This is a genomic window from Lysobacter sp. 5GHs7-4, from assembly GCF_021284765.1.
Taxonomy (GTDB): domain Bacteria; phylum Pseudomonadota; class Gammaproteobacteria; order Xanthomonadales; family Xanthomonadaceae; genus Lysobacter.
Genome location: NZ_CP089924.1, coordinates 376,933 through 403,283, shown reverse-complemented (window position 1 = coordinate 403,283; position 26,351 = coordinate 376,933). Strand labels below are relative to the sequence as shown.

26 protein-coding genes are annotated in these 26,351 nt (G+C 69.0%); 12 read left to right on the top strand and 14 right to left on the bottom strand.

The window, feature by feature from the left end; all coding sequences use genetic code 11:
* Positions 1–53 precede the first annotated feature (53 nt).
* The 4 genes from LVB77_RS01725 (at position 54) to LVB77_RS01710 (ending at position 4,121) form a co-directional block, all read left to right on the top strand.
* Complete coding sequence (locus LVB77_RS01725; protein ID WP_232908502.1) at positions 54–1,706, top strand: M20/M25/M40 family metallo-hydrolase; 1,653 nt, start codon at positions 54–56, stop codon at positions 1,704–1,706.
* Entirely contained in the window at positions 1,696–2,607 is a 912-nt protein-coding gene (locus LVB77_RS01720; protein WP_232908501.1) for a hypothetical protein, read from the top strand. The genes LVB77_RS01725 and LVB77_RS01720 overlap by 11 nt, the downstream gene beginning before the upstream one ends.
* A 159-nt stretch (positions 2,608–2,766) precedes the next feature.
* Positions 2,767–3,354 (top strand): hypothetical protein, encoded by a 588-nt coding sequence (locus tag LVB77_RS01715; RefSeq protein ID WP_232908500.1) that lies wholly within the window; start codon positions 2,767–2,769, stop codon positions 3,352–3,354.
* 74 nt (positions 3,355–3,428) lie between these two features.
* The gene (locus LVB77_RS01710; RefSeq protein ID WP_232908499.1) at positions 3,429–4,121 is read left to right on the top strand and encodes an aspartate/glutamate racemase family protein; all 693 of its coding nucleotides are present in this window, start codon (positions 3,429–3,431) and stop codon (positions 4,119–4,121) included.
* 12 nt (positions 4,122–4,133) lie between these two features.
* Here LVB77_RS01710 and LVB77_RS01705 read toward each other — a convergent pair whose 3' ends face one another.
* Positions 4,134–4,610, bottom strand: coding sequence for an Lrp/AsnC family transcriptional regulator (locus tag LVB77_RS01705; RefSeq protein WP_232908498.1), 477 nt, complete (start codon positions 4,608–4,610; stop codon positions 4,134–4,136).
* A 125-nt stretch (positions 4,611–4,735) separates the two neighbouring features.
* Here LVB77_RS01705 and phhA point away from each other — a divergent pair, with 125 nt between their 5' ends.
* A complete protein-coding gene (gene phhA, locus LVB77_RS01700; RefSeq protein WP_232910424.1) occupies positions 4,736–5,629 on the top strand; it encodes a phenylalanine 4-monooxygenase in 894 nt (297 codons plus the stop codon).
* Between the two features lie 139 nt (positions 5,630–5,768).
* The gene (locus tag LVB77_RS01695; protein ID WP_232908497.1) at positions 5,769–7,352 is read left to right on the top strand and encodes a DUF389 domain-containing protein; all 1,584 of its coding nucleotides are present in this window, start codon (positions 5,769–5,771) and stop codon (positions 7,350–7,352) included.
* Between the two features lie 72 nt (positions 7,353–7,424).
* Here LVB77_RS01695 and LVB77_RS01690 read toward each other — a convergent pair whose 3' ends face one another.
* Both LVB77_RS01690 and LVB77_RS01685 read right to left on the bottom strand, forming a co-directional pair.
* Positions 7,425–8,816: an FAD/NAD(P)-binding protein gene (locus tag LVB77_RS01690; protein ID WP_232908496.1), complete on the bottom strand. Its 1,392-nt coding sequence runs from the start codon at positions 8,814–8,816 to the stop codon at positions 7,425–7,427.
* Between the two features lie 144 nt (positions 8,817–8,960).
* Positions 8,961–9,686, bottom strand: a complete 726-nt coding sequence (locus LVB77_RS01685) for a hypothetical protein (protein WP_232908495.1) — start codon at positions 9,684–9,686, stop codon at positions 8,961–8,963.
* Between the two features lie 175 nt (positions 9,687–9,861).
* Here LVB77_RS01685 and LVB77_RS01680 point away from each other — a divergent pair, with 175 nt between their 5' ends.
* Positions 9,862–10,998 (top strand): histidine kinase, encoded by a 1,137-nt coding sequence (locus tag LVB77_RS01680; protein ID WP_232908494.1) that lies wholly within the window; start codon positions 9,862–9,864, stop codon positions 10,996–10,998.
* Complete coding sequence (locus tag LVB77_RS01675; protein ID WP_232908493.1) at positions 10,995–11,627, top strand: response regulator transcription factor; 633 nt, start codon at positions 10,995–10,997, stop codon at positions 11,625–11,627. Before LVB77_RS01680 ends, LVB77_RS01675 begins: the two co-directional genes overlap by 4 nt.
* Before the next feature lie 479 nt (positions 11,628–12,106).
* Here LVB77_RS01675 and LVB77_RS01670 read toward each other — a convergent pair whose 3' ends face one another.
* The 6 genes from LVB77_RS01670 to LVB77_RS01645 all read right to left on the bottom strand — a co-directional run bounded on the left by LVB77_RS01670 (position 12,107) and on the right by LVB77_RS01645 (position 17,769).
* The gene (locus tag LVB77_RS01670; RefSeq protein ID WP_232908492.1) at positions 12,107–12,493 is read right to left on the bottom strand and encodes an HU family DNA-binding protein; all 387 of its coding nucleotides are present in this window, start codon (positions 12,491–12,493) and stop codon (positions 12,107–12,109) included.
* Positions 12,494–12,772: 279 nt separating this feature from the next.
* Positions 12,773–13,471 carry a YafY family protein gene (locus LVB77_RS01665; protein ID WP_232908491.1) on the bottom strand — a complete coding sequence of 233 codons (699 nt, stop codon included), beginning with the start codon at positions 13,469–13,471 and terminating at the stop codon, positions 12,773–12,775.
* Between the two features lie 105 nt (positions 13,472–13,576).
* A complete protein-coding gene (locus LVB77_RS01660; RefSeq protein ID WP_232908490.1) occupies positions 13,577–14,929 on the bottom strand; it encodes an NIPSNAP family protein in 1,353 nt (450 codons plus the stop codon).
* A gap of 101 nt (positions 14,930–15,030) precedes the next feature.
* Positions 15,031–15,630, bottom strand: a complete 600-nt coding sequence (locus tag LVB77_RS01655) for a hypothetical protein (RefSeq protein ID WP_232908489.1) — start codon at positions 15,628–15,630, stop codon at positions 15,031–15,033.
* A 100-nt stretch (positions 15,631–15,730) separates the two neighbouring features.
* A complete protein-coding gene (locus tag LVB77_RS01650; RefSeq protein WP_232908488.1) occupies positions 15,731–17,107 on the bottom strand; it encodes an ATP-binding protein in 1,377 nt (458 codons plus the stop codon).
* On the bottom strand, positions 17,104–17,769 hold the full coding sequence (locus tag LVB77_RS01645; protein WP_232908487.1) for a response regulator transcription factor: 666 nt from the start codon (positions 17,767–17,769) through the stop codon (positions 17,104–17,106). The genes LVB77_RS01650 and LVB77_RS01645 overlap by 4 nt, the downstream gene beginning before the upstream one ends.
* Positions 17,770–17,993: 224 nt before the next feature.
* On the opposite strand from LVB77_RS01645, the gene LVB77_RS01640 reads away from it, so the two are divergent.
* The 3 genes from LVB77_RS01640 to LVB77_RS01630 all read left to right on the top strand — a co-directional run bounded on the left by LVB77_RS01640 (position 17,994) and on the right by LVB77_RS01630 (position 20,020).
* The gene (locus LVB77_RS01640; protein ID WP_232908486.1) at positions 17,994–18,320 is read left to right on the top strand and encodes a hypothetical protein; all 327 of its coding nucleotides are present in this window, start codon (positions 17,994–17,996) and stop codon (positions 18,318–18,320) included.
* Entirely contained in the window at positions 18,317–18,865 is a 549-nt protein-coding gene (locus LVB77_RS01635; protein ID WP_232908485.1) for a GNAT family N-acetyltransferase, read from the top strand. Before LVB77_RS01640 ends, LVB77_RS01635 begins: the two co-directional genes overlap by 4 nt.
* Before the next feature lie 123 nt (positions 18,866–18,988).
* Entirely contained in the window at positions 18,989–20,020 is a 1,032-nt protein-coding gene (locus tag LVB77_RS01630; RefSeq protein ID WP_232908484.1) for an MBL fold metallo-hydrolase, read from the top strand.
* Between the two features lie 101 nt (positions 20,021–20,121).
* On the opposite strand, the gene dinB is transcribed toward LVB77_RS01630, so the two are convergent.
* From dinB to LVB77_RS01615, 3 genes are all read right to left on the bottom strand, one after another.
* Entirely contained in the window at positions 20,122–21,198 is a 1,077-nt protein-coding gene (dinB, locus tag LVB77_RS01625) for a DNA polymerase IV (RefSeq protein ID WP_232910423.1), read from the bottom strand.
* A 581-nt stretch (positions 21,199–21,779) separates the two neighbouring features.
* The gene (locus LVB77_RS01620; RefSeq protein WP_232908483.1) at positions 21,780–22,250 is read right to left on the bottom strand and encodes a hypothetical protein; all 471 of its coding nucleotides are present in this window, start codon (positions 22,248–22,250) and stop codon (positions 21,780–21,782) included.
* Between the two features lie 25 nt (positions 22,251–22,275).
* A complete protein-coding gene (locus LVB77_RS01615; protein WP_232908482.1) occupies positions 22,276–22,716 on the bottom strand; it encodes a hypothetical protein in 441 nt (146 codons plus the stop codon).
* Between the two features lie 218 nt (positions 22,717–22,934).
* On the opposite strand from LVB77_RS01615, the gene LVB77_RS01610 reads away from it, so the two are divergent.
* Positions 22,935–23,369: a hypothetical protein gene (locus LVB77_RS01610; protein ID WP_232908481.1), complete on the top strand. Its 435-nt coding sequence runs from the start codon at positions 22,935–22,937 to the stop codon at positions 23,367–23,369.
* Between the two features lie 345 nt (positions 23,370–23,714).
* Here LVB77_RS01610 and LVB77_RS01605 read toward each other — a convergent pair whose 3' ends face one another.
* Both LVB77_RS01605 and LVB77_RS01600 read right to left on the bottom strand, forming a co-directional pair.
* The gene (locus tag LVB77_RS01605) at positions 23,715–24,263 is read right to left on the bottom strand and encodes a hypothetical protein (protein ID WP_232908480.1); all 549 of its coding nucleotides are present in this window, start codon (positions 24,261–24,263) and stop codon (positions 23,715–23,717) included.
* Between the two features lie 15 nt (positions 24,264–24,278).
* Positions 24,279–25,622, bottom strand: a complete 1,344-nt coding sequence (locus LVB77_RS01600) for an RHS repeat-associated core domain-containing protein (RefSeq protein ID WP_343226242.1) — start codon at positions 25,620–25,622, stop codon at positions 24,279–24,281.
* Positions 25,623–26,351 lie beyond the last annotated feature (729 nt).

Below are 26,351 nucleotides of genomic sequence, written 5' to 3'. Positions count from 1 at the left end.
GCGCATGCGCCGCGCGGTGCTAGCGTCGCCAGCGTCGCCACTTCGGACCTGCCATGCGATTCGCTCTGACCGCGGCCGCGCTGCTGCTTTTGGCGGCCTGCCAACGCGCCGTGCCGCCCGAGGACGCGGCGGGCGCGCGGCGCATCGAGGCCGACGTGCGCGCGCTGGCCGACGACCGCATGCAGGGGCGCGCGACCGGCAGCGCCGGCTTCGATCTGGCCGCGGGTTACGTGATCGAACGCATGCGCGCGATCGGGCTGCAGCCGGCCGGCGACGACGGCGGCTACCGCCAGCGCGTGCCGCTGCTGCAGGCGCAGCGCCTGGCCGAGGGCAACGCACTGGTGATCGAACGCGACGGCGCCGCCACCGCGCTGCGCTTTCGCGATCAGTTCCTGCCGCTGCTGAACTTCGAGGCCGAGCGGGCACAGGTGTCGGCGCCGGCGGTGTTCGTGGCGCAGGCGGTGCACGCGCCGGAACTGGGTCAGGACGACTTCGCCGGTCTGGAGCTGCGCGGCAAGATCGCAGTGCTGTTCGGCGGCGCGCCGGCGCGGTTCCCCGCCGACCAGCGCGCCTACTACGCCAGCACCGACGAGAAGCTGCGCGCGCTGGCCGAACGCGGCGCGGTGGGCGCGGTGTTCGTGGCCACCACCGGCGACGAGGAAACCTACCCCTGGGCGCGCTCGGCCGCGCAGTGGCAGAGCCCCGGCCTGAGCCTGCGCGGCGCCGACGGCGGCCCGCTGGAACGCCGGGCGCCGCTGCGCGTGGTCGCGCGCGTCAGCGCCGCCGCCGCCGACCTGCTGCTGGGCGGCGACGGACGCAGCGCCGCCCAGCTCTACCGCGACACCGATGCCGGCCGCCTGCGCGGTTTCGCGTTGCCGGGCAAGCTCAGCCTGGCCGCGCACCAGCGCATCGTGCCGCTGCAATCGCACAACCTGGTCGCGCGCCTGCCCGGCGGCGCGCGTGCGGACGAGCACGTGGTGTTCAGCGCGCACCTGGACCACATCGGCGTCGGCGCCGCGGTCGGCGGCGACGCCGTCTACAACGGCGCGGTCGACAACGCCTTGGGCGTGGCGGTGATGCTGGAGGCCGCGCGCGCGCTGGCGACGGCGCCGACACGACCGCGGCGCTCGCTGCTGTTCGTGGCGGTGACCGGCGAGGAGCACGGCTTGCTGGGCGCGCAATGGTTTGCGCGCCATCCCGGCGTGGCGCCCGGCACCCTGGTCGCCAACCTCAATCTGGACATGCCCCTGCTGCTGGCGCCCACGCGCGACGCGGTGGCGGTGGGCATCGAGCACTCCAGCCTCGGTCCGCTCACGCGGCAGGCGGCGCGCGAGGTCGGCATGACGCTGTCGCCGGATCCGGCGCCGCAGGAGGTGATGTTCGTGCGCAGCGATCAGTACGCCTTCATCCGCGCCGGCGTGCCGGCCGTGTACCTCAATGCCGGCGTGGTCGGCGCCGGCTTCGGCGACGATCCGCGCGCCGCGCAGCGCGACTACCTGCGCCGGCACTACCACCAGCCCAGCGACGACGCCCGCCTGCCCATCCAGTACGCCGACGCCGCCCGCCTGGCGCGGCTCAACGCGCGCCTGGCGACCTTGATCGCCGACGCGCCGCAGCGCCCGACCTGGAACACGGGCGATTTCTTCGGGCAGCGCTATGGCGCGGCCCGCCCCGTCGCGCCGCCGGAGCCCGCGCATGACCGCTGAACGCCACCCAGGCTACGCCCTGCTGCTGCGCTGGCCCTTCCTGCTGGCGCTGGGCCTGCTGATCCTCAACGACACGGTGCTCAAGGGCGCCTGGCACAACGCCTTCACCGGCAAGCTCTCGGACTTCGCCGGCGTGTTCGCGTTCGCGTGGTTCTGGTCGGTCGCGATCGGGCGGGCACGCACGGCGATCCATGTCGCGGTGGCGGTCGCGTTCGCGTGGTGGAAGTCGCCGTGGTCGGCGGGCGCGATCGAGGCGTGGAATGGCTTGCCGTTGTTCGATGTCGCGCGGGTGGTCGATTACGGGGATTTGTTGGCCTTGGCGGTGTTGCCCTTGTCGTGGTGGTGCCTGGCGCGGCCTTCGACACCGGCTCGTGGCGCCAAGCTCGTGGCGCCGTGGCCGCAGTTGGCGGTTGCCCTGGTCGCTATCGTCGCGTTCACGGCGACCAGCCGCGCAACGACGAAGATGACGGTCGAGGACGGTATCGTGTATTTGGCGCCCCTGTCGCCGGACGCGATGTTGCAGCGCTCGGTCGAATCCAGCCACAACGCCACCAGCGACTCTTCGCTGTATCCGCTGGTCTTCTCTTGGACGGATTGCGAAGTAGTCGCCGAGTTCGAATTGCGAACTACCGGCGCGATGACGCAGATGAGCCTGCGCCGCTTCCTGAGCCGTCAGTGCGACGTGCGCGCGGCCCCGCTCAGCGAGTTGTTCCTGGCGATGGAGCCGGAGCTGCGCTCGCGCCTGGGCGCGCGCCTGCTCAAGCCCTACACCATTCCAAGCGATGCGGTGTTCCAGGGGGATGCGACCTCCGACGAATCAGCACCGAACTGCGCGAACCCGTCGTCTCCTGCGGAAGACGCGCAGTGCGCGCAAGCCAACGAGGCCGCTGGAAACCCGTAGGCGACGCGATGCGGTTCGCCGCGCTCACCGCATCCTACGGTGCGCCGGTATGTGCCGGCGGGGCGACCATGCGGTGGCACCGCCTCGATCGCGACGATTCGCGCGCGCGGGCCCGCCGCTGCATTACTCTGTAGGCCGCCTCCGCCCGCACCCGGACCCATGGAAGACAACCTTTACGCACCGCCGGCCAGCGAGGTCTTCGACCACGAGCCGCTCGTGACCGCGCACGGCTTCTATGTGGTCTCTCCGCTCAAGTTCTGCCTGCTGCTCGTCGGCACCCTGGGCCTGTACCAGCTGTACTGGTTCTACATGCAATGGGCGCGCTACCGCCGTCGCAGCAAGGAAACGGTATGGCCGATCGCGCGGGCGATCTTCCCGATCTTCTTCGCCCATTCGCTGGCCAGGCACTTCGATGCGGCCATCCGCGCCCGTGGCCAGCGCTACGACTGGTCGCCCGGCACCACCGCCACGATCTTCGTGCTCGCCTGGCTGGTCAACGCCGTGATCGACCGGCTCGCCAGCCGCGAAATCGGCTCGCCCTACACGGACATGGTGAGCATCGCCATGCTGGTGCCGCTGGGTCTGAGCCTGTTGAGCCTGCAACGCGCCGCCAATCACGCCAGCGGCGATCCGCAGGGCGCGTCCAACCGCCACTTCACCTGGGCCAACTATCTGTGGCTGGTGGCGGGCGCGCTGATCTGGCTGCTGGCGCTGATCGGGCTGGCGACGTACTTCGTCGAGGTCTGATCGGACTATCGGGACAGCGCGACGATGCGTGCGCTTGCCGCATCCTGCGCAATCGGCTTGCCTATACTCGCGGCATGAAGACCTTGGGCCTGCTGGGTGGGATGAGCTGGGAATCCACGGTTCCCTATTACCGCCAGATCAACCAGACCGTGAAGGAACGCCTGGGCGGTCTGCATTCGGCGCGCCTGCTGCTGTACAGCGTCGACTTCGCCCAGATCGAGCGCCTGCAGCATGCCGGCGACTGGGACGCGGCCGGGCGCGCATTGGGCGAGGCGGCTCGAAGCCTGCGCGCGGGCGGCGCCGAGCTGCTGGTGATCTGCACCAACACCATGCACAAGGTGGCCGACACCGTGGAGGCGATGTCGGGCCTGCCGCTGCTGCACATCGCCGACCCCACCGGCGCGGCCATCCGCGCGGCCAGGCTGCGGCGCATCGCCTTACTGGGCACGCGTTTCACCATGGAGCAGGACTTCTACCGCCAGCGCCTGAGCGAGCGTCACGGCCTGGACGTGCTGGTGCCGGAGGCGGACGAACGCGAGCTTGTGCATCGGGTGATCTACGACGAGCTGTGCCTGGGCGAAATCCGCGACGCCTCGCGCGAGGCCTATCGCGGCATCATCGCCAAGCTGGTCGCGCGCGGCGCGCAGGGCGTGATCCTGGGCTGCACCGAGATCGGGCTGTTGATCGGCGCGCAGGATGTCGAGGTGCCGGTGTTCGATACCACGGCGCTGCATGCGCGCGCGGCGGCGCTGGCGGCGATCGGGTAGTGGCGCAGCGCCCTACTTCACCGGCAACGGCAGGCCGCGGAACGCCTTCACCGTGCGCAGCACGAAACTCGAATTGACGTCCGCCACGCCGGCCTGGTTGAGCAGACGGTCGAGCAGGAAGTGCGAGAAGTGCTCCAGGTCGCGCACCGCGACCAGCAGCAGGTAGTCCATGTCGCCGGTGAGCGCGTGGCAGGTGACCACCTCGTCCCATTCGTTGACGAAGCGCCGGAACAGCTCCAGCGCCTCGGTGTCGTGGTGGTTGAGCTGCACGCGCACGAAGGCCTGCAGGCCCAGGCCCAGGCGTTCGGGATCGACCTCGGCGCGGTAGCCGGAGATCACGCCCTCGCGCTCCAGGCGCTGGACCCGGCGCAGGCAGGCCGAGGCCGACAGGTGCACGCGTTCGGCCAGCTCGGCATTGGTCTGGCGGCCCTGGCGCTGCAGTTCGGCCAGCAGCAACAGGTCGGTGCGATCCAGCTCGACTGCGCTCATATTCGCGCAAACAATTCGTTAATGACGCAAGAATCATGCGCCACAACCGAGTTTCGACGCAACAACGCAAGCTTCTTGCGCCGATCCGGCGATACAGTCATGGATCCACCGGGATGACCGCCGCCATGAACGCCACCACGCCGCAACGCGTCGAACACCAGCTCACCGACAAGGGCTACGTGCCGGTCTACACGACCGCCGTGGTGGACCAGCCGTGGTCGAGCTATACGGCCAGCGATCACGCGGTGTGGGCGCAGTTGTTCGAGCGCCAGCAGCAGGTGCTGGTGGGCCGCGCCAGCGACGAGTTCCTGCGCGCGCAGCGGGCGATGCACATGACGCCCGACCGCATCCCCAAGTTCGACGACCTCAACGCGGTGCTGCGCGCCGCCACCGGCTGGGAGCTGGTCGGCGTGGAAGGCTTGCTGCCGGAACTGACCTTTTTCGATCACCTGGCCAACCGCCGCTTCCCGGTGACCTGGTGGATCCGCAAGCCCGAGCAGATCGACTACCTCAGCGAGCCGGACCTGTTTCACGACCTGTTCGGCCACGTGCCGCTGCTGATGAACCCGGTGTTCGCCGACTACATGCAGGCCTACGGCCGCGGCGGCGTCAAGGCGCACGCGATCGGGCCGGAGGCGCTGGTCAACCTGACCCGCCTGTACTGGTACACGGTGGAGTTCGGCCTGATCAAGCAGGCCGACGGCCTGCGTATCTACGGCAGCGGCATCGTCTCGTCCAAGGGCGAGTCGATCCATTGCCTGGAATCGGACGCGCCCAACCGCATCGGTTTCGATCTGGAGCGCATCATGCGCACGCGCTACCGCATCGACACCTATCAGAAGACCTACTTCGTGCTCGACAGCTTCGAGCAGCTGATGGAAGCCACCGCGCCGGATTTCGCCCCGCTATACGCGAAGCTGGCTGAGCAGGGTTCGGTGCCGGCCGGCGAGGTGCAGGCCGGCGACACCGTCTATCACCGCGGCAGCGGCGAGGGCTGGCTCAACGACGGCGACGTCTGAGCCCGGCGGACGCTTCGCTCGAGCGCTTCGCTTGCAACGCGCGCCCGACGCGATTTAACTGAAGCCGCGCGAACGACGCGCGAGAGGCGCCGCCAGGCGCGTCCGCGCGCGCTCGCTTCCATCGAACAGGGGAACCGGAATGGCCCATCCTGCCGCGCTGTGGCGCTGGCTGCGGCAGTGGCGCCGCACCCATCTGAACGTGCCGCGCGCCGAAGTGCTGCACCACATCGACGACGGCGGCGCCCTGGGCGCGCGCTTCGTGTTCATGACCGTGATGTCCTGCGGCATCGCCATGCTCGGCCTGCTGCAGAACTCGGTCGCGGTGATCATCGGCGCGATGCTGATCTCGCCGCTGATGGGCCCGATCGTGGAAATGGGCATGTCGCTGGCGACCTTCGATTTCCGCACCTTGCGCTCGGCGCTGGCGACGCTGGCGGTGGGCGTGGCGACGGCGTTGCTGATTTCGGTGCTGATCGTGACGGCATCGCCGCTGCGCGAGGCCACGCCGGAGATCCTGGCGCGCACCCAGCCGACCCTGTTCGATCTGCTGGTGGCGGTGTTCTCGGGCCTGGCCGGCGCCTACGCCACGATCACGCGCAAGGGCGAGACCATCGTCGGCGTGGCCATCGCCACCGCGCTGATGCCGCCGCTGGCGGTGGTCGGCTTCGGCATCGCCACCGGCAACGGCAGCATCGCCGGCGGTGCCGGCTTCCTGTTCATGACCAACCTGCTCGCGATCGCGCTGTCGGTGACGATCATGGGGCGCTGGTACGGTTTCGGCGGTCACGACACGCCCAAACAGACGGCGTGGCAGGCGACCTTGATCGTGGGGTCGTTCGTGCTGCTGTCGGTGCCGCTGGGCCTGGCCTTGCGCGAGATCGCCGCGCGCGGCGTGGCCGAAGCGACGGTGCGCAACACCCTGGACGACGACGCGCGCCGCAACGGCGGGCGCATCGCGACCCTGCGCGTGGACAGCGACGGCGCCACCCTCAATGTCGATGCGACCCTGCTCACGCCCAAGCACCGTCCGCAGTTGGCTTCCGCGCTGGAGCGCAAGCTGGAAACCGCGCTGGGGCGGCCGGTGGTGATCGAACTGCAGGAGGTGCTGACCGCCGACGACGCCAGCCTGGCGCGCGAGCAGAACACGCTGGCGCAGTTGCGCGAGAGCGTGCTCAACCTGCAGGGCGCGGCCCAGCGCGACGCCGCCAAACGCGATGCGGGCGAACAGGCGCTGCGTCAGTTGCGCGCCAGCGCGATCGCCCATTTCGGCGAGTTCGAACTGGTGCAGGGCGGCAGCCAGGCGCGTTGGCGGCTGCGCGCGCGCGCCGGACTGGATCTGTCGGCGTCGCGGCGCCTGGAGTCGGCGCTGCTGGCGCAGCCGGAGGGCCCGCGCGTGCAGGTGGTGCCGGCGTTGCAGGCGCTGCCGACGATAGGCTTCGCGGCCGGTTCGGCCGAACTCGACGCGACGGCGCTGAACGCGCTGCAGGACACCGTCTGGGCACTGGCGCGCTGGCAGAACGACGCGGTGCAGGTGCAGGCCTGTGCCGGCGGCGACACCCAGCTGGCGCAGGCGCGCGCCGATGCGGTCGCCGGCTGGCTGCGCGAGCAGGGCGTCGCGGTCGAGGCCGCGCGTGCGGCGAGCGTCGCCGAAACCCGCACCCTGGCCGCGCGCGATGGCGCGGCCGCGGCGCAGCGCGCGCGGATCGAGCCGGTGCTGCACTAGGCGAGCCGCGCGGAGCCCGCCGGCCCAACACGGGCCGGCACGACAACGGCCAGTCCGGTCTTGGCGCGCCGCTCAGGCGCGCGCCGCGCGCGCGACCGGCATCGGCCGCGGCGCGGCGTCGGTGGCGGCCGACAACTGACGCGCCAATGCGCGCGCGGCCATGCGCAGCTCCGGCACCGCGGTGATTTCCCACAAGCGCCCGCGCAGCAACGGGCCCAGGACATACAGGCCGCGCACCGGCGCGCCGTTGCCGTCCAGCGCCTCGTAGCGCTCCGAAGCGTTCAAGCCCAGGCGCAGCGGATCGGCGCTGATCAGTCCGGATTCGCGCAGGTGCGCGATCAGCGGATGGGTGGTGCGCTCGATGTCGGTGTCGAAACCGGTGGCGCGGATCAGCACGTCGTAGTGCTCGCTGCGGACCTGGCTCTGGCCGCGTTCGCGGATCAGCGCCTCCACCGAATCGGCACCGCGGCGCGCGCGCAACAGGCGGCCGGCGCGCACGGTGAGCTGACCGCTGACCTGCAGCGCGTCCAACTCGGCCGCGACCGGCGGCGCCAGGCGGTGGCGCACGCTTTCCCAGTGCGAACGCAGGTGGCGCAGGAAGCGCGCGCGCTGCGGCGGCGGCAGGCCGCGCCAGTAGCCCTGCAGGTAGGGCCGCAGCGCGTCGATCAGGCTGCGCCAGTCCGACACGATCGGCAGCAGCATGCGCAGCGCGCGCAGCAACTGGCGCAGATCGTGGGCGTTCAAGGCCTGCAGCACCGTCGGTGGCAGCGCGATCGGCGGGCTGGCTTCGTCCAGGTGGCGGCGCGGCAACAGGCCGTGGCGCGACAGCGCCGCGATCGGCCCCGTGTGGCCGCGCCGGCGCAGGGTCGCGACCACGTCGGCCATGGTCAGGCCGGTGCCGACCACCAGCAGGCGCGCGTCCGGCGCGATGCGGTCGATCGCACCGTCCTGCCAGGGCCAGCCCAGATAGCTGGCGTGCACCGCCAGGCGCGGGCCCACCCCGGCCAAGGGTTGCGGCGGCAGCGCGCCCAAACTCAACACCACGCGCTCGCTGAAGAAGTCGCTGCCGTCGGCCAGATGCACGCGGAAACCGCCGGGGCTGCGCTCGACCGCGATCGCTTCCTGTTCGACCAGGTGCAGCGTCGCCGCGCTGGTGTCGGCGGCCGCGCGCAAGCGCGCGTGCAGGTATTCGCCGTACAGCAGCCGCGGCAGGAAGCTGTGGCGCGCGCGCTCGGTCAGATTGAGCCAGTCGGCGAACTCGCCCGGATAGTCGGCGGCCGCGCCCAGATCGCGCGCACGCACGTTGAGCAGATGCTCCGGCCGCGCTTCGCCGTAGGCCACGCCACGGCCGTAACTCTCGGCCACGCCGACCAGGGTGATGTCGACGTCGGCGCCGGCCTGCGCCGCCAGTTCGCTCGCCAGGGCGCTGCCGCTGAAGCCGGCGCCGATGATCGTGATCCGCATGTGCGCTGCCTCACGTGGGGGTGAGGCGTAGTTCTAGTGGATCGCGTGCAGGCGCAGGTAAAGCGGCGGTTAATGCGCGCATCTGGGCCAAAAGCAAATCGCACACGCACATAACCGAACGGAATCTGACCCTCGTGGCGCCGGTCACGCCGCGCGCGAACTTTCGCCGCCCAGCGCGGTAGCCGGCGCCGCCCCGCGCCGGGGCGCGGCGTACTTGCGATCCAACAGCACTTTGGCGATCACCGCCGCCAGCAGCGGACCGAACCAGGCGACGTAGTGCAGGGCCGTGCCGTCCACCGCCGGCAACAGGCGCGGCAGACCGATGCCCAGGAACGCGATGTGGGTGGCGATGGCGTTGCCCAGCATCGCGCTGTAATGCTCGATCAGCCACCAGCGCGGGCGCGCGGCCAGGCGCTGGCGGTGCAGGCGCTTGTTCAAGGTGTCGTAGCCCACGTACAGGCCTATCGCGGAAAAACCGATGAACAGCGGCGAGCCGTCGCGCAGTCCCAGCGCCAGCACACCCAGGCCGGCCAGCAAGGCCAGCATGCCGGAGGCGACATAGACCGGACCGGTGTAGCGCGCGACGTCGTGCTTGTCGCGGATCGCACGCCACGCCGCCCACACGCCGTTGGCGGTGATCGCCACCAGATAGCCCAGGAACACCGCGGTGTAGACCTGGCCCTGCGCGTAACGCACCAGCGCCATCGGCACGGCGGTGACCAGGATGCCCAGCATCGCCAGCAGGTAGGCCTGGCCGAAACGGCGGTGCGCCGGACTGCCCTTGCGCAGCGCGGCGGCGGCCCAGAACGTGACCAGCGCGATCGCGCCGATCGCACCGTGCGCGGCAACCAGGATCGAGTAGGCGGTCATATCGGCGTCTCCTTGGCGGTGGCGCACAGGGTCGGCCGGCGGCGGACGCCGACGCAGTGCCCGCGGTCACCGACGCGACCTGCCGGAAGTCACCTTTCGCCCAACGGCCATTGCCAGCGCGCGCGGGCGCACGCAGCATGCAGGCATGAAGTCCTCAGGCATGCAGTCATCAGGCATGAAGTCCTTGTTCGAACGCACGATCCTGGACAACGCGTTCCTGCGCGTGGTGTTCCAGCCGATGAACCTGCCGGCGCTGCTGACCTGGCTGGCGGTGGCGCTGTCGCTGCGCTTCGACGACAGCCCGGACAATCCGGGGCAGTGGCTGGCGATGGCGGGGTTCGCGCTGGCGTTCCTGATCGGCGATTTCGTGCCGCGCAGCCAGCGCGCGCTGACCGCGGCGCTGCTGGCTTCCGAAGCGGTCTGCGCATTGGCGGTGAGCTGGCTGGCGCCGCGCGGCGGCACCTCGCCGGCGCTGCTGGTGATCCTGTCGGCGCAGCTGGCGATGGTTTATTCGGCCCGCACCACCCTGGCGGCGTTGCTGTTGATCGACCTGGCCCTGCTCCTGGTGCTGCGCGCGTCGGGCCATAACGCGGCCCTGATCGTGGTGCTGATCTTCGCCGGCTTTCAGGCGTTCTCGTCGCTGATCGCGCACTACGCGCGCCGCGCCGAGGAGGCGCGCGACCAGCTCTCGCGCGTCAACGCCGACCTGCTGGCCACGCGCGCCCTGCTGGCCGACAGCGCGCGCGACGCCGAACGCCTGCGGGTGGCGCGCGAGCTGCACGACGTCGCCGGCCACAAACTCACCGCCATGACCTTGAACCTGCGCGCGCTGGCCGCCGACCCGGATTACGCCAAGCGCCCGGAAATCGCGATCGCGCAGCGCTTGTCGGGCGAATTGCTGGGCGATATCCGCAACGTGGTGCAGGCGCTGCGCGATACCCGCGGCCTGGATCTGGGCGTGGCGCTGCGCGCGCTGGCCGCGCCGATGCCGCGCCCGCGCCTGGAGCTGAGCATCGCGCCGGACGTGCACCTGACCGATCCGGCGATCGCCGAAACCATCCTGCGCCTGGTTCAGGAAGCGCTGACCAACAGCGCCCGCCACGCCGATGCCGACTGGGTGCGGGTGGCGATCGGGCGCGAGGGCGCGCGGCTGCGCATCAGCGTCGAGGACGACGGCCGCGTGCGCGGCGCGCTGCACGAAGGCAACGGCCTGGCCGGCATGCGCGAACGCGTCTCGGCGGCCGGCGGCAGCCTGGCCCTGCAGACCACCGGACGCGGCGCGCTGCGCATCGACGCGGAGCTGCCGGCATGAGCGCGCCGCGCATCGCCCTGGCCGACGACCAGGCCCTGGTGCGCGCGGGCCTGCGCGCCTTGCTGGAGCTGCAGGGCGTGAGCATCGTGTTCGAGGCCGACGACGGCGAGGCCTTGCTGACGCGATTGTCCGAGCATCCGGTCGACGTGATCCTCAGCGACATCCGCATGCCCGGCGTCGACGGCATCGAGGCGCTGGTGCGGCTGCGCGAGCGCGGCGACCGCACGCCGGTGCTGCTGCTGACCACCTTCGACGACGGCGACCTGCTGCTGCGCGCGACCGAGGCCGGCGCTCAGGGCTTCCTGCTCAAGGACGCCGCGCCGGAAGACCTGTACGACGCGATCGTGCGCGTCGCCGCCGGCGACACCCTGCTGCAGCCGGTCAGCACCGAGCCGGTGCGCGCGCGCTACCGCTACCACGCCGACGACGCGCCGCGCGCGCTGTTCACCGAGCGCGAGGTCTCGGTGCTGCGGCTGATGGCCGGCGGCTATTCCAACAAGGAAATCGCACGCGCGATGTTCCTGGCCGAGGGCACGGTCAAGAATTACGTGTCGGTGATCCTGGAAAAGCTGGACACGCGCGATCGCACGCGGGCGGTGTTGAAGGCGATTACGTTGCGGGTGATTTGAGGGCGCTCGGGAGCATTCGCGGCAAAAGCAAATCCCCCTCCATCCCCCTTTGTCAAAGGGGAGGCAAATCGACGCGAGTGCGGATCTGTCGCAGCAAGGTTCGCCAAACCCGGAGCGCGCCGCATCACCGACAGCGCCGCGTCAATCACCATCCCCGCGCTCTGTTCCCCCCTTTGAAAAAGGAGGGCAAGGGGGGATTTGCTTTTGCTCGTGGCCAGGAAGAGTAGATCCCCTCAATCACCTCTACAAAGGGGGAAGACCGGCTTGGCGCGCACGCGGCATTGCGCCCGCCTTGCGGCCGACGTTCGATTCGCGGATGAGATATGCCCGGCGCGACGAGCGGGGTCGCTATGACCTGGGCAGAGAGAAAAATCCAGCGCCGCGGCCGCGGGCCGGGCGGAGCGCACACCCCCTTCCGCGGACGGAAGAGGGTGCGGCGTGCGGAGGCGGCGCCAGGCCGCGCTCCGCGGGACGGGCGATCAGGCCGCGGCGTCCTTGAGCTTCTTGAGCGGACGCACCTTGACCTTCACCGAAGCCGGCTTGGCAGCGAACCACTGCTCTTCCTTGGTGAAGGGGTTGATGCCCTTGCGCTTGGCCTTGGCCGGCACGTTGACGGCGGTGATCTTCAGGATGCCCGGCAGGGTGAACGCGCCAGCGCCCTTCTTGCTGATCGAAGCGTGCACGGCGCCTTCCAGCGCGCCGAGGATCGCGCGCACGTCCTTGGCCACAACGCCGGTGGCTTCGGCCAGGTGGGCGACCAGGCCCGACTTGCTCAGCGCTTCCTTGATCGGCTTCGGAGCGGCCGGCTTGGCGGCGGCCTTCGGAGCCGCCTTCTTCTTCGCAACAACTTTCTTCTTCGTCGCCATTTATTTGTCCCGGTGATGCTGGATGAATGGATGGTTTGCCAGGAAACCCCTTCGGCAAGGCGGAATGTAGGGCAACAACGCGGCCACGCCAAGCGCCGAATGGCGGAAAAAGCGCTTTTTTTTCGTCGTCGCGCCCGAGCGGTCGCCGACACGGGCGCGAAACCGGCTCGGATCGGGTCGAAAGCCTGTGCCGCGCGACCGCAGCGGCCGTGTCGACGGCGCCGCAAAACGGCCGGTTCCGGCGGCCGTCGCGCATTCATCGCCGACGTGCGCCGGCCTTCAGCCGACCTCGGCGGGGTTGGCGCCGACCGAACGCAGATAGGCGTCCAGGCCGCGCTCGCGGCTGTCGCCGAAGATCTCGCCGGTGGGGGCGTAGTCGACGATGCGGTCGGGGCGGAAGTTGCGGAAATCGCCGCGCAGGCGGCACCACGCGCCCAGGGTCCAGCTGCCGCCCCAGAACGACAGGCACAGCGGTTCGATCTCGCGCTGGCTGGCGCGCGCCTCGTTGTCGCGGTAGGTCAGCCGCAGCACGCGCAGCTCGGAGATCGCCGCGTGCAGGGCGTCGATGACGCCGCTGGCCTCGATGCGGTCGCCCAACTGCGGGGCGAAGATGCGGGTGCGGCGGCTGCGGTCCTTGAGCTCCGACGGCAGCACCGCCTCGATCTTGAGCAGCGCCGCGGTGGCGCTTTCGCCCAGGCGTTCGCCCGCGAACGCGCGCACGAAACGCGTGCCGACGACCAGGGCTTCGAGCTCGTCGGGACTGAACATCAGCGGCGGGATGTCCGAACCCTTGCGCAGCACATAGCCCACGCCGGCCTCGCCTTCGATCGGCACGCCCGAACGCTGCAGGTCGGCGACGTCGCGGTAGACCGTGCGCAGCGACACCGCCAGCGTCTTGGCCAGCTGCTGGGCGGTGATCGCTTGGCGGCGTCCGCGCAGGGCATGGATCAGCAGGAACAGTCGGTCGGCACGGCGCATGCCGCATGATCCCGCGCCCGGCCACGGCGCTCAACAGCGGCGCACGGGCGGCGGGCCGGCGGCAGGGGCGTGGGCGGCGACGGCAAGGCGGACATGGCGCGCGCCCTACGAGACGTGCGCCAGTTCCGCGTCGCTGTCGCGTCCGTGCCGCAGCGGACCGGCAGCCGCCGCGATCGCGCGCGCGGCGACCGCCGCGGCGGCGTGGCCCGGGTCGCCATCGGCGAGTTCGGAACGCGCCGCCGGACCCAGGCGCAGCATCGCCGGTGCGGCACTGAGGTGGCCCAGCATCGCGTCCACCAGGGTGTCGCGCCAATGCGGGTCCAGGTTCAGCGTGCGCGTCGCATGCGCCCAATGGTCCTCGTCGGCATAACGCGCGAACCACACGAACACGCGCTCGTTCTCGCGCACGGGCAGGCGCGGGAAGGTGTTCTCGGAGGCATCGGTAAGGTAGGTGGCGACCAGTTCGGCACCGGAGCCGCGCAGCAGCGGCGCGAAGGCCGATTCGAACAGGTCCGCGAAGCCTTCCTCGGCCGGCGCGCTGAGCGAGCAGATGCCGGCCACGTAGACCGCCTCGGGCCGCGCCTGGCTGCCGACCGGCGCGCGCGCCAGCGGCGCCGGCGCGAAGCCGGACCCCGGACGCGCGGGCTTGAGCAACAGCACGTCGTCGTTGTCCAGCAAGGTCGCGTTGGCGGCCTCGCGGTGGCGCTGCCAGACCGGGCCGAAGTAGAACGAGGTCAGCGACGCGGCGCGTTCGCGCATGCCCGGGAAGCCGCGCAACCAGACGTAGCGGTTGGGGTCGTCCAGATCGCGGAACTGGCCGATCACGTGCATGCCCACCGCCTCCTGGGTCTCGACGAACTCGCGTTCGAACAGGTCGATCAATTCGTCGCGGCGGCCCGGCTGCATCGTGTATTGGCGCAGTTCGATCACCGCGTCGTCGTGGACCAGGCGGCCGTGCGCGTCGATGCGGCGCATCCACATGTGCCAGTTGGTCTCCCAGGTCTTGCCGCCGTCGGTGGAGAACGCCTGGTGCCAGTGCGCGGCGTTGGCGCTGATCTGGTCCCAGGTGAATTTCGCCAGCACCGGCCGGCCCTCGTGCTCGGCCGCGCCGACGAAGGTGCCCACGCCGTCCTTGAACGCGCCGACCACCGGCGGCTCCAGCACGCCGTCGTGGTTGCCGGCCCAGTACAGGCTCCACTGGCGGGTCTCGGGATTGAACAGGCGCAGGGTCATGCCGAGGAATTTCTGCCCGCTGCCCGGCCGGCCCCAGTCGGTGACGAAATCGTCGACGTTGCCCAGCCCGCCCAGGATGGGCTCGCAGCGTTGGGTGGCCTCGAACACTTCCCAATCGCTGGAGCCGACCAGGCGTTCGCGCAGGCGCTCGTTGCGGATCGTCCAATGGCCGTGGAAGAAATCGAAATCGTGGCGGCCGTCGGTGGCTTGCGTGCTGTCGTTCATGACTGTCTCGCTGCGCGCGGCGCGCGCCTGGGTGTAGACGGGGTGGATCGCATTCGGTTGGATCGCGTTCGGGTGGAGCGCGTTCGGATGGATCGAGGCGCTCAGGCCAGGCGGCGCATATGCATGACCCAGTTGGTCTCCCAGGTCTGGCCGCCGTCGGGCGACAGCGCCTGTTCCCAGCGCAGGCTGTCGGCGGTGATGTCCGACCAGACCGCGCGCGAGGGCAGCATCCGGCCCTGGTGCGCTTCCTGACCTTCGAACACGCCGACGCCGTCGCGGAAGGCGCCGATCAGCGGCGGTTCGAGCACGCCGTCGCGGTCGCTGGCCCAGTACACGTACCACTGCCGCGTCTGCGGCCGGTACAGGCGCAACGCCATGCCGACGATGCCGCCGCCCCAGTCGGTGGTGTAGCGGTCCATGCTGCCGATGCCGCCCAGCACGGGCTTGCATTCGTCGATGGCGTCGAACTCGATCCACTCGTCGCTGCCGGCCAGGCGCTCCTTGAGACGGCGGTTCTTGACCTGCCAGCGCCCGTGGTAGAAGTCGAAATCGTGGCGGCCGTCGTGTTCGGGCATGGCGTTGCGTCCTGTCGCTGGAGTGGGGTCGGTGTGCGCCAGCGCGGTCGCGGGCAGCGCGGCGGACAGCGCCATCGCCTGGGCGGCCACGCCCCACTGCAGGATTCGTCGTCGTTGCCGGTCCATGCTCGCGCCCCACCCGTGCCGATCGCACCGGCACAGACTGCGCCCGGGCTACTGCCAGCCTGCTGTCAGTAGCCTGGATTGCGGATTCTGGATTGCGGACTCAGGCCGCCGGCTCGGGCGCGCAGGGGAAGAACACGGCGATGCAGAAGCCGCCGCCGTCGATGCCGTCGCAGGGATGGAGGCGGGCGTCGTGGATCTGCGCGATGCGCGCCACCAGCGACAAGCCGATGCCGCTGCCGCTGTCGGCGCGGCCGGGCGTGGACTGGCCCGGGACGCGGAAGAAGCGGTCGAAGATGCGGTTGCGGTCGGCCTCGGGCACGCCCGGCCCGTTGTCGGCCACGCGCAGCTCGACTCCGGCCACGCCGTCGCGCACCGCATGCAGGCACGACACCGACACCTGTCCGTCCATGCCCGCGTAGCGCACCGCGTTGTCGATCAGGTTGCGCAGCAGGATGCCGAGCTGGTCGACGTCGCCCAGGATGGTGCAGGGCTCCGATTGCAAGGTGACGCGCTGACGGCGGTCGCGCGCCAGGGTCTCGAAATCGCGCACCACCAGCACCACCAGTTCCGACAGCGACACCGGCAGCAGCGGCGGCGCGTCCACGCCGGCGTCCAGGCGCGCCAGATCCAGCAGCTGCTCCGACAGCCGCGCGCTGCGCTGCACGCCGGCGCTCAGGCGCCGCAGCGCGGCGTCCTTCTCCTCGATGGTGTCCGCGCGCAGGGCCAGGTCGGCGTGCGCGGTCAGCACCGCCAGCGGCGTGCGCAGCTCGTGGGCGGCGTCGGCGATGAAGCGGCGCTCGTGCTGGACCGCGCTGTCCACGCGTTCCAGCTGGGCGTTGAAGGCGTCCACCAGCGGCCGGAACTCGCTGGGCAGGCCCGGCGCGGCCAGCGGCGTGAGATCCAGCGGCTTGCGTTGCAGCAGGGTGTTGCGCAACGCCGTCAGCGGCCGCAGCGAGCGGCCGATCACGCCCCACACGGCGATGCCGAACAGCACGAAGATCAGCGCCGCGGCCAGCATGCTCCAGGCGATCCAGCCGCGCATTTCGCTGACGATCTGGTACTTGGAGCGGCCGACCTGCACGGTGATGCCGCGGCGCGCGTCGGTGAGGCTGTAGACGCGCCAACGCTCGCCGTCGATCACGCGGGTGGCGAAACCGTCGCGGAAGTCCGGCTTGAGCGCTTCAGCGGGCGCCGCCGCCGAATGCACCACGTTGCGGCCGCCCACCCACACCTGGAAACTCATCTTCCAATCGCGCGTGCCCGGTTGCGGCGTGTGCGGCGCCGCGGGCAGGCGCTCCAGACCGTCGGGCATCGAGCCCAGGATCTGTTCGGATATCACCCGCAGCGAGGCGTCCCACAGCCCGGTGCGCTCGCTGCGCTGCTGCCAGACCTGGCAGCCCATCCATACCAGCCAAGCCACCATCACCGCCTTCAGCAGCACCCAGGTCAGGCGCCAGCGCAGCGAACGCGTCCTCATGCCTGCGCGCCGCCGATGCGGTAGCCGTAGCCGTGCACGGTGGCGATGACCTGATCGCCGAGCTTGCGCCGCAGCTGGTGCACGTAGACGGCGATGGTGTTGCTTTCGATGGTGCCGGAACTGCCGTACACCGCTTCCTCCAGCTGTTCGCGGGTGACCACGCGGCCCTGGCGTTCCATCAGCAGCATCAGGGTGCGGAACTCGTGCGCGCTCAAGGCCACCGGTTCGCCGTCGCGGGTGACCTCGCGCCGGGCCGGGTTCAGCACCAGGCCGCCGTAGCTGAGCACCGGCGAGACCCGGCCCTGGCTGCGCCGCATCACCGCGCGCAGGCGCGCGTACAGCTCGTCGGGCTGGAACGGTTTGACGATGTAGTCGTCGGCGCCCGCGTCCAGGCCGACGATGCGGTCGCTGAGCTTGTCGCGCGCGGTCAGGATCAGCACCGGGGTGGCGTCGTAGCGCCCGCGCAGCACCGACAGCACGCTCAGGCCGGAGCTGCCGGGCAGGCCCAGGTCCAGCAGCACGGCGGCGTAGCCGTGATCGACCAGCGCGGTCTTGGCCAGGGCGGCGTCGCCGACCCAATCGACCTTGAAACCGTGCTGACGCAGGCCGTCGCGCACCGCCTCGCCGAGCATGACGTCGTCTTCGACCAGCAGGATGTTCATGGCGGCAACGGGTTCCGGTAGAGGCAGAGCGAGCGGCAAGCGATCCGGACGCATCGTGCGCGTGCGCGATTAAGAAGTTCTTAAACCGGCGCGCGACGCGTTCAGCGGATTTTTACGCCACTTAAAAACTTCTTAAAAGCCGGCGCGCAGCATCCCTGCACACCGGCCTACCCCACGGGCCGCATCGAACGGAGATCGTCGTGCCCGCATCGTCACGTCCCGTCATGGCCCTGATCGTAACCCCGGCGCTGCTCGCAGGCTGCGCCTCCATCCCGCGCAGCCCCACCCCGCTGGCCGACATCGCCGACTTGGATTGCGACGGCCTGGCCCGCGAACAGGCGGCCAGCGAGCGCACCCGCGAGGCCGCCCTGCGCGCCCGCAGCGGCGCCTGGAAGGCGATGCTGCCGGTCGCCGTCGCCGTGCGCTACGCCTCCGCGCAGTCGGCGCTGTCGGACGCCGAACAGCGCCTGCAGCAGGTCCGCGGCCGTCGCGACGCGCGCCAGTGCGCCGACGCCGACAGCGCCGTCGTCGACCTGGGGGCGGAGGTATGAGCGCCGGTGCCGGTTTGGCTTCGGCGCACGAGGCCGCACGCGTCGCGCTGGCCCTGGTGCCGGCGGCGCCGCATGCGCGCGCGGCGCAACCGGACGACCTGCCCGCCTTGCTGGAGCTGTGCGCCGAACACGCGCAGCACACCGCCTTCGAACGCCTGCCTTACGGTCACGCTCACGACGGCCTGCTGGAGCTGCGCGAGGCGCTGTTCGAACCGCCGCTGCGGGCCTGGGCCTGGATCGCCTATGTCGACGGCGCGGCGGTCGGTTACGCCAGCGCCACGGTCGGTTTCTCGCTGCTCGAACGCGCCTACCACCTGTGCCTGGAAAGCCTGTACGTGCGCGCGGCCTGGCGCGAACGCGCGGTCGAGACGCTGCTGTTCGAACAGGCGCTGGACGCCGCCGCGCGCTTCGGCTGCCTCAACCTGCAATGGCAGGCGCCGGCCTGGAGCGAGGCCGCGCGCGCGCTGGACCTGCCGCGCCGCGCCACCCGCATGGAAGCGGTGCGCTACGTGCTGCCGGTGCAGGCCGGTCATGGCGACGTCTGACCCATGTCCGATCCCGCATCCGCTGCCGGCGCCGCCCTGCCGGTTCCCCTCGCCCCGACGCGTCCGCCGCGTCGGCGCCGCGCGCGTCGCGCGCTCCTGTCCCTCTTCGTCGTGACCGCCCTGATGACCACGCTCTCCCTCAGCGCCTGCCGCAGCACCGCCTATCCCGACTCGCCGCAGTTCCGCGACGGCGGGTTCCGCAATCCCGTCGCGCCCAAGACCGTGGGCTGGCGCGAAATGCCGGCCATGCTGTGGCGTTTCGCGTTCGACAAGCCCGCCGACACCGTGCCGGCGACCGCGCCGCCAGTGGCCGCGCTCACCCGCGAACAGCTGCTCGCCGCGCCCGACGGCAGCCTGGTGCGCTTCGGCCATTCCACCGTGCTGCTTAAGCTGGACGGCGCGTTCTGGCTCACCGACCCGGTGTTCTCCGAGCGCGCCTCGCCGGTGCAGTGGGCCGGCCCCAAGCGCTTCCACGCACCGCCGATGACGATCGCGCAGCTGCCGCCGATCAAGGGCGTGATCCTGTCGCACGACCACTACGACCACCTCGACAAGGCCGCGGTGCTGGAACTGGCGGCCAAGACCGAGCATTTCCTGGCGCCGCTGGGCGTGGGCGACCTGTTGGTCGAATGGGGCGTGGACGCGGCCAAGGTGCGGCAGCTGGATTGGTGGCAGTCGACCACCATCGACGGCGTGCGCCTGACCTCCACGCCCTCGCAGCACTTCTCCGGGCGCGCGATGTTCGCCGACAACCCGACCCTGTGGACCTCGTGGGTGATCCGCAGCTCCACGCTCAACCTGTATTTCAGCGGCGATACCGGCTATTTCGACGGCTTCAAGCAGATCGGCGAGAAGTACGGTCCCTTCGATCTAACGCTGTTGGAATGCGGCGCCTACAACCCGCAGTGGGCGGGCGTGCACATGCTGCCCGAGCAGACCCTGCAGGCGCACCTGGACCTGCGCGGCCGGCGCCTGCTGCCGATCCACAACGGCACCTTCGACCTGGCCATGCACGCCTGGACCGACCCGATGGAACGCATCACCGCACTGGCGCGCGAGGCCGGCGTGGAAACGCTGACCCCGGTGATGGGCACCCCGGTGAACCTGCACGCACCGCCGGCGACGTCGGCGTGGTGGCGCACGGCGTCGCGGTAACCGTCTTCCGCTATCCCCCTTTCTTGCTTCCGTTCCCCCCTTTGAAAAGGGGGGGCTAGGGGGGATTTGCTCTTGCTCCTAACCCCAAAAGCAAATCCCCCTCAATCCCCCTTTTCCAAAGGGGGAGGTGCATCGTCGGAGGCGAACAAATCGCTCTGCGCGACATAGCCCTCCTCGTCGACGAAGCCCGACAAGCCCACGCCGACCAAGCGATACAAGGTCTCGGCCGGATGCTCCACGCGTGCGCGCAACGCGCAGGCGATGTCGGCCAGTTCCTGCTCGCTGCCCGGCGGCGTCGGCTGAGTGAGGCTGCGCGTGAGCGTGCGGAAATCGGCGGTCTTGAGCTTCAGCACCACGGTGCGCGCGAGCCGCCCGGGTTCGCGCTGGTAACCGGCCCAGGTCTTGGTCGCCAGGCGGCGGATATGCGGCTCCAACTCGTCCAGGCGCAGGTCCTCGACGAAGGTGTCCTCGGCCGAGATCTGCAGCGTCGGCCGTTCCGGCTCCACCGCGCGCTCGTCGATGCCCAGCGACAGCTCGTGCAAACGCCGCCCCCAGCGGCCGAAGCGCTGCTCCAATGCCAGCGCGCCCAAGGCGCGCAGGTCGGCGACCACGCTCACGCCCAACTCGGCCAGCTTGGCTTCCATCACCTTGCCCACGCCCGGAAGGCGCCCCACCGGCAGCGGTTCCAGAAAGGCCTCGACCTGATGCGGACGGATCACGAACAAGCCGTCGGGCTTGCGCCAGTCGGACGCGATCTTGGCCAGGAACTTGTTCGGCGCCACGCCGGCCGACGCGGTCAGCTGGGTTTCCTCGCGGATCGCGGCGCGGATCGCCTCGGCGGTGGCGGTGGCCGAGGGCAGGCCGGTCTTGGTCTGCGTGACGTCCAGGTAAGCCTCGTCCAGCGACAAGGGCTCGATCAGGTCGGTATGGCGCGCGAAGATCTGGCGCACCTGGCGCGACACCGCCTTGTAGCGCACGAAATCCGGCGGCACGAAGATCGCATGCGGGCACAGGCGCTCGGCGCGCACCGCCGGCATCGCCGAGCGCACGCCGAACTTGCGCGCCTCGTAGCTGGCCGCGCACACCACCGAACGCGCACCGCGCCAGGCCACCACCACCGGCACGCCGCGCAACGACGGATCGTCGCGTTGTTCGACCGACGCGTAGAACGCGTCCATGTCGACATGCAGGACTTTGCGGTTGGGGGCGGACACGGTGCGGCGCGACGATGCGAAGGCGGCATGGTAGCGCGGCGCGGGAGGGAAGCGATGTGCTGAAAGGGCTTGGCGGGAGTGGGCGCGAACAAATCCCTCTACGACCATTTCAAAGGCGGGGAATCGCCGACGCGACGTTCAACATCCAAGTAAGCGCCCCGCAATCCTCTCCGCAGAAAGAGCAGCACTCGCTTGAGCTTCCCCCTTTGTAGAGGCGGATTGAGGGGGATTTGCTTCTACCGCCACCGCCGGCCGTAAGTCGCGCTCCCACCACGGTCACGAACCACGCACACCGCGCCCGCCCCTAGCGCCCTATGGGAGCGACGTGAGTCGCGACGAATCCACGCACGGCATCGCAACCGCATCGACCGACCATCACGACTCACGTCGCTCCCACACAACGCGCGGCGCCGACGCGCGGCAGCCACCCGTCAGCAAGCCTCTTGAACCACGATCGGCAACGGCAGCGCCCGCCACCGCTCACCGCCCCAGTAAAGTCCGGCGCGGACGGCGCCCCACGCGCCGCCGCGCCGTTCCCCCATCGCTCAGTTGGGCGTCGGGTAAGCGGTGTAGACCACCCAGCGGCGGTTGATCCGGCGCATCACGATCTGCACCGCATTGGCCTGGATGCTGGTCGCCGCCGTGCACAGGCCGTTGCCGTCGGTGGCCGTGCACTGGCGCGCGAACGCCTGCAATTGCAGGGTGCGCGCGGCCTCGGCGCCTTCGGACGCGGGCTCGGGGCAGTACAGCGGGTTCTGCTGCCGCGCCAGCTGATCGAAGGCCTCGCGCCAGGCCTGCTGGTCCCAGAACAGCGTGCGGCCGAACTGGCTGAAGCCCGCCGGCGGCTGCACGCCGGGGATGTGCGCGGCCAGATGGCCGCCGGCCTCGGCGTTCATTTCCGGAATCGCGCTCATCTGCACGGTGACCAGATTGGCGCAGGCGTCGACCGCCAACGCGGGCAGGGCGACGGCGGACAACAACGCGGCGACAGCCGCGGCGAGGATGCGCTTGTGCATGTCGATGCTCCTTGGCTGCGCCGCGTCAGTAGGTGGGTTCCAGCGCGCCGGCGGCGCTGACACCGGCACCGTAAGTGCCGTCGGCCAGCGAATAGATCTGCGCATTGGGCAGCGCCGCGATCAAGGCGTTGTAGGCTGCCAGCACCGAGGCCTGCCACACCGCGGTCTCGCCGATGATGAACACCGCGTTGGGGTTGTAGTTCTGGCCCTGCAGAATCCCGGTGACGGTCGCCACGTCGGCGGCCGAGAACTGATTGTTGGCGGCGTCGTAGATCGCCAGATGGATACCGATCACCTGGGTGCCTGCGGCGTTGAGCGCGGCGATGCCAATGCAGGACGTGAACGCGGTGAACTGGATGGTCGGCTGCGTATCGCCGCCGGCGGTGGGCGCGACGTTGGCGGCGGCCGCCCACTCGCATTCGGCGATGGCCAGCGGCGCGGCGCCGGCGTTGATGGTGTAGGGCATGACGGAACTCCGAAGCTGGGTAGGGAGTGGCCGTTGTAGGCTCCCTCGCCTCGTCGCGGCATGCGGAAGCGCCGCCCAGCCGCCGCCCTTCACACGCGCGAAGCCGCCCGCGTTGCGCTTCACGCCCGCAGCGGCGCCGCGTTGTGTTCGGTATGAGCACCCTCGCCCCCTCGCACTACCCCAAGCCCGCATCGCGGCCCGTCGCCAGAACCGCCGCCGTGCGCGCGCCCGACGCCCTGTTTCTGGGCCTGCCCTGCCCCGGCACACCGGCGTTCGATGCGCTCTGCGCGTTCTGCGAAGAACACCGCGTCGCGGTGCTCGCCTCGCTGCCCTGGGTCGCCGCCGAGATCGCCGGCCACGATGGTTTCGCCGCCATGCTGCGCTTCGTGCGCGCACTGGGCGGCCGCCGTGTCTATGTCCCGCGCGATCGCCGCGGCTTCGCCGACCGCCTGGGCGTCGAACTCAGCGCCACCACCCACGCCCGCCTGCTCGCCCACACCAGCGAAGCCGGCACCGTCGAGGTGCCCTCCGCCTGGGGCGTGTTCATCGCATTGCGCCGCATCGCGATCCGCGCAGCGATGGATGCGGGCGGGGATTTACGGACGGTGGCGCAGTCGTTCGGGGTGAGTGAGCGGCATTTGCGGTGTAGGTGAGTGGAGAGACCTACTTAGAAGCCCGCGTCGCAGAAGGGCGCTTCTCTCAGGCGATGCAATGACGCAGCACCATTGTGTTTTAACGCCTTCAGGCATCAGAGTTCTGCAACTTTGTCGCTGAATTCCGATGGCGATAATGAGTCTTTGCGCGCCCCTATCGCAGCAGCCGCTTCTTCAAGGTCTGCGATTATTGCAAAACGCTCTACTCGGAGGAGGCCGGGGCAGCCAGTTGCACGGGCACGCCCTCCAGCGATGGCTGAAGAGCGAAGTGTCAACTTCTGCTGTAGCACAGATCAGAAATGTACTCTGACCCCTATTCTTTATAGGGCGCAAGAAGTGCCTGGGTCACTTTCGATTGCCCTTTGAACTGTGGGAGAGCCCATCTAGCTGCTCTTCAAAGCCCGGCACCACAATCGCATTTGTCATGTACTTACGACCATCGAAGTTCACGATTGTCTGCATGTCCGGCGCACCTACTCGATAGGTGAGGTCAGCCATCGTCTGAAAAACCCCGTCGTAGTCCACCACTAGATCGCAGTTGTTTGAGCCAACATCGTTGAATTCATTAGCAGGCTCAAAGAAAAGGAAATAGGTGTCGCCGATTTCCAATGCGCTATTCGAGCAAAGCGTCAATCCGGAAATGGCCGTTGATTGATCTTTCGACCTAGCCTTGTACTGCTTAACCACGTCTATCCGCAGGGCGTAGTTGTTGTTGCAGATGCCCTTTTTTTCTGTAACACATGAAGCGTCTATGCTTCTAACAGTTGCCTCAACAACGAGATCCGATCTCCCATAAAGCTCATCGACGGGCCGACTCGTAGGGACCCCTGAAATCCCGGTGGAAGGACCGTATGCCCACAACAGGACCAAGACCACGATGAATAACTTGTTCATACGACCGCCCTCATTTTAGTTGCGCCGACTACGATCCATTATTCGTTTCGCGGCCTGATCCACATCAGATTCGAACCTGCAATTCCACCCTTGGCAGCCAGCGCTCATTTCTCTGACCTTCTGATTATCAAAATCAGTATCGAAATGCAGTATCTCGTGCACGATTCTAGACACTCTATAGTCTTCGAAATTGTTACCAAAGAATCGTTCTGCGTTTAAGACAATCGTACCCCTGTCTCTTTTGCTTTCGAACGAAGCATATGCCAGCGCGCTGTAGGGAAGCTTTGTTCCTTGGTATGTGGCTACACTCCAATCGCTACTGTCTATTTTTATGCTTTCTAGTTTGTTAAACGCTCGAATTGCTCGAGAATCACCGGCGCGTTGAGCTGCTCTCCCGGCAGCATTGACGTCTCTCACCACCGAATTGACCTGGGCCTGCGTCGCTTCTTTCGGACCAACCGATTTCACCATTGTCGCTGTAATTTTTTGAGGCATCACGGCCGTTGAATCCCTGACGGTTCCACTCGTGGTTCCGGTCAAACCGTCACCAACGTATGAAGCTCCGCGGTCCTTTGGTTTTCGCCCGTCTGGATCAGTGAAGGTGTATGGATTGTTATTCGCATACCAGTAACGGTTGAAATTGTCGCCCGTGCCGGAGTTGGCCGTGACTGGATCAACACTCAAGAACCGCCCCAACGTCGGATCGTAATACCGCTGCTGCATGTACGTCAGGCCCGTGGCCCCGTCCATCACATGCCCGGTGTAGCCGATCCCATCGACCGTCTTGTTGATCGCGCTGCCGTAGGGCTCGTAGTTCGTCCGCTCGATCAGCGCGCCCGCGGTGTTCGTCGTCGCCACTGGGCTGCCCAGCGCATCGGTGTGGTGATACGTCGTGGCGATGACCGTGTTGCTGGGCCAGTTGTGGTCCACCGTCGCGATCAGGCTGCCGGCCAGGTAGATGTTCTCCTGGGTCGTTTGCACGCCCGCGGTCGTCTGCTTGGAACCGAACAGGTACTGCCCGGCCTGGCTGTACTGGAACAAACGTACCGTGCCGTCGGCCTGCATGGTCTGCACGCGGCGGCCCAGGCCGTCGTAGGCGTAGCTCTCCTTGCCGGTCACCTCGCGCAGGCGGTTGCCGAAGGTAAACCAGTAGGCCTGGCCGTTCTTGTTGTTCAGATTGCCCTGGACGTCGTAGCCCAGGCCGGTGACCGTAGCGCCGCCGGCGTTGCGGACGTTGGTCAGGCGGTTGTTGGCGTCGTACCAGTAGCTGTGCTCGCGCACGCCCGGGTGGCTGACGCTGCGCAGGTTGTCGATCGGGTCGTAGGCGTAGTCGATCCAGTGGTTGGTGCCGCCGAACATCAGCGAACCGGCGCGCAGCAGACGGTCCTGGGCGTCGTATTCCAGGTAGCGGTGGAAGTTGGCGCCCTGGGCGTTATCCGTGATCTGGGTGGGGTTGCCGTTCTCGTCGTAGGTGTACGAGAAGCTTGACAGGCCGCCGTCATCGACCGTCCACGGCAATTGGCGACCGTTCTGCCACATCGCGTGGAGCAGGCCGTTGCCATAGGTGAACTGCTTGATCGCGCCGTTGGGGTAGTAGCTGACGCCGCTGGCGTAGGTGCCGGTGGTGGTGCTGCCGGCGACGGTGGCCACCTGGGTCGCCTGGCCCAGGGCGTTGGGCGCATAGCCCACCGCCAAGCCGGTCGGGTAGGTCTGTACCGACAGGTGGCCGTTGCGGTCGTAGCCGTAGCCCAAGGACCAGGTGTACCAGCCGGGTTGGCTGATGCTGTCGCCCTGGCCGTCGAGCAGGCGGCGCTTGTTGTAGTGGTAGGCGTTGATCCAGGGCCAGGTATTGTTGCTGCCGTTGTAGGTGGTGATCGTGGCCGGCAGGCCGTCCTTGGTGTAGGTCCAGGACTGATTGCCCAGGCCGTCAGGGAAGCCCAACTGGGTGATGCGGTTGCGTGCGTCGTAGTTGCGGGTGACGGTGCGGCCGGCGTTGTAGGCGGCCACGTGGTCGCAGTTGACGCTGTTCAGGCCCGACAGGCCGGCGGCCGACCAGGTCATGTTGTCGTTGGCGTCGTAACCCATGAC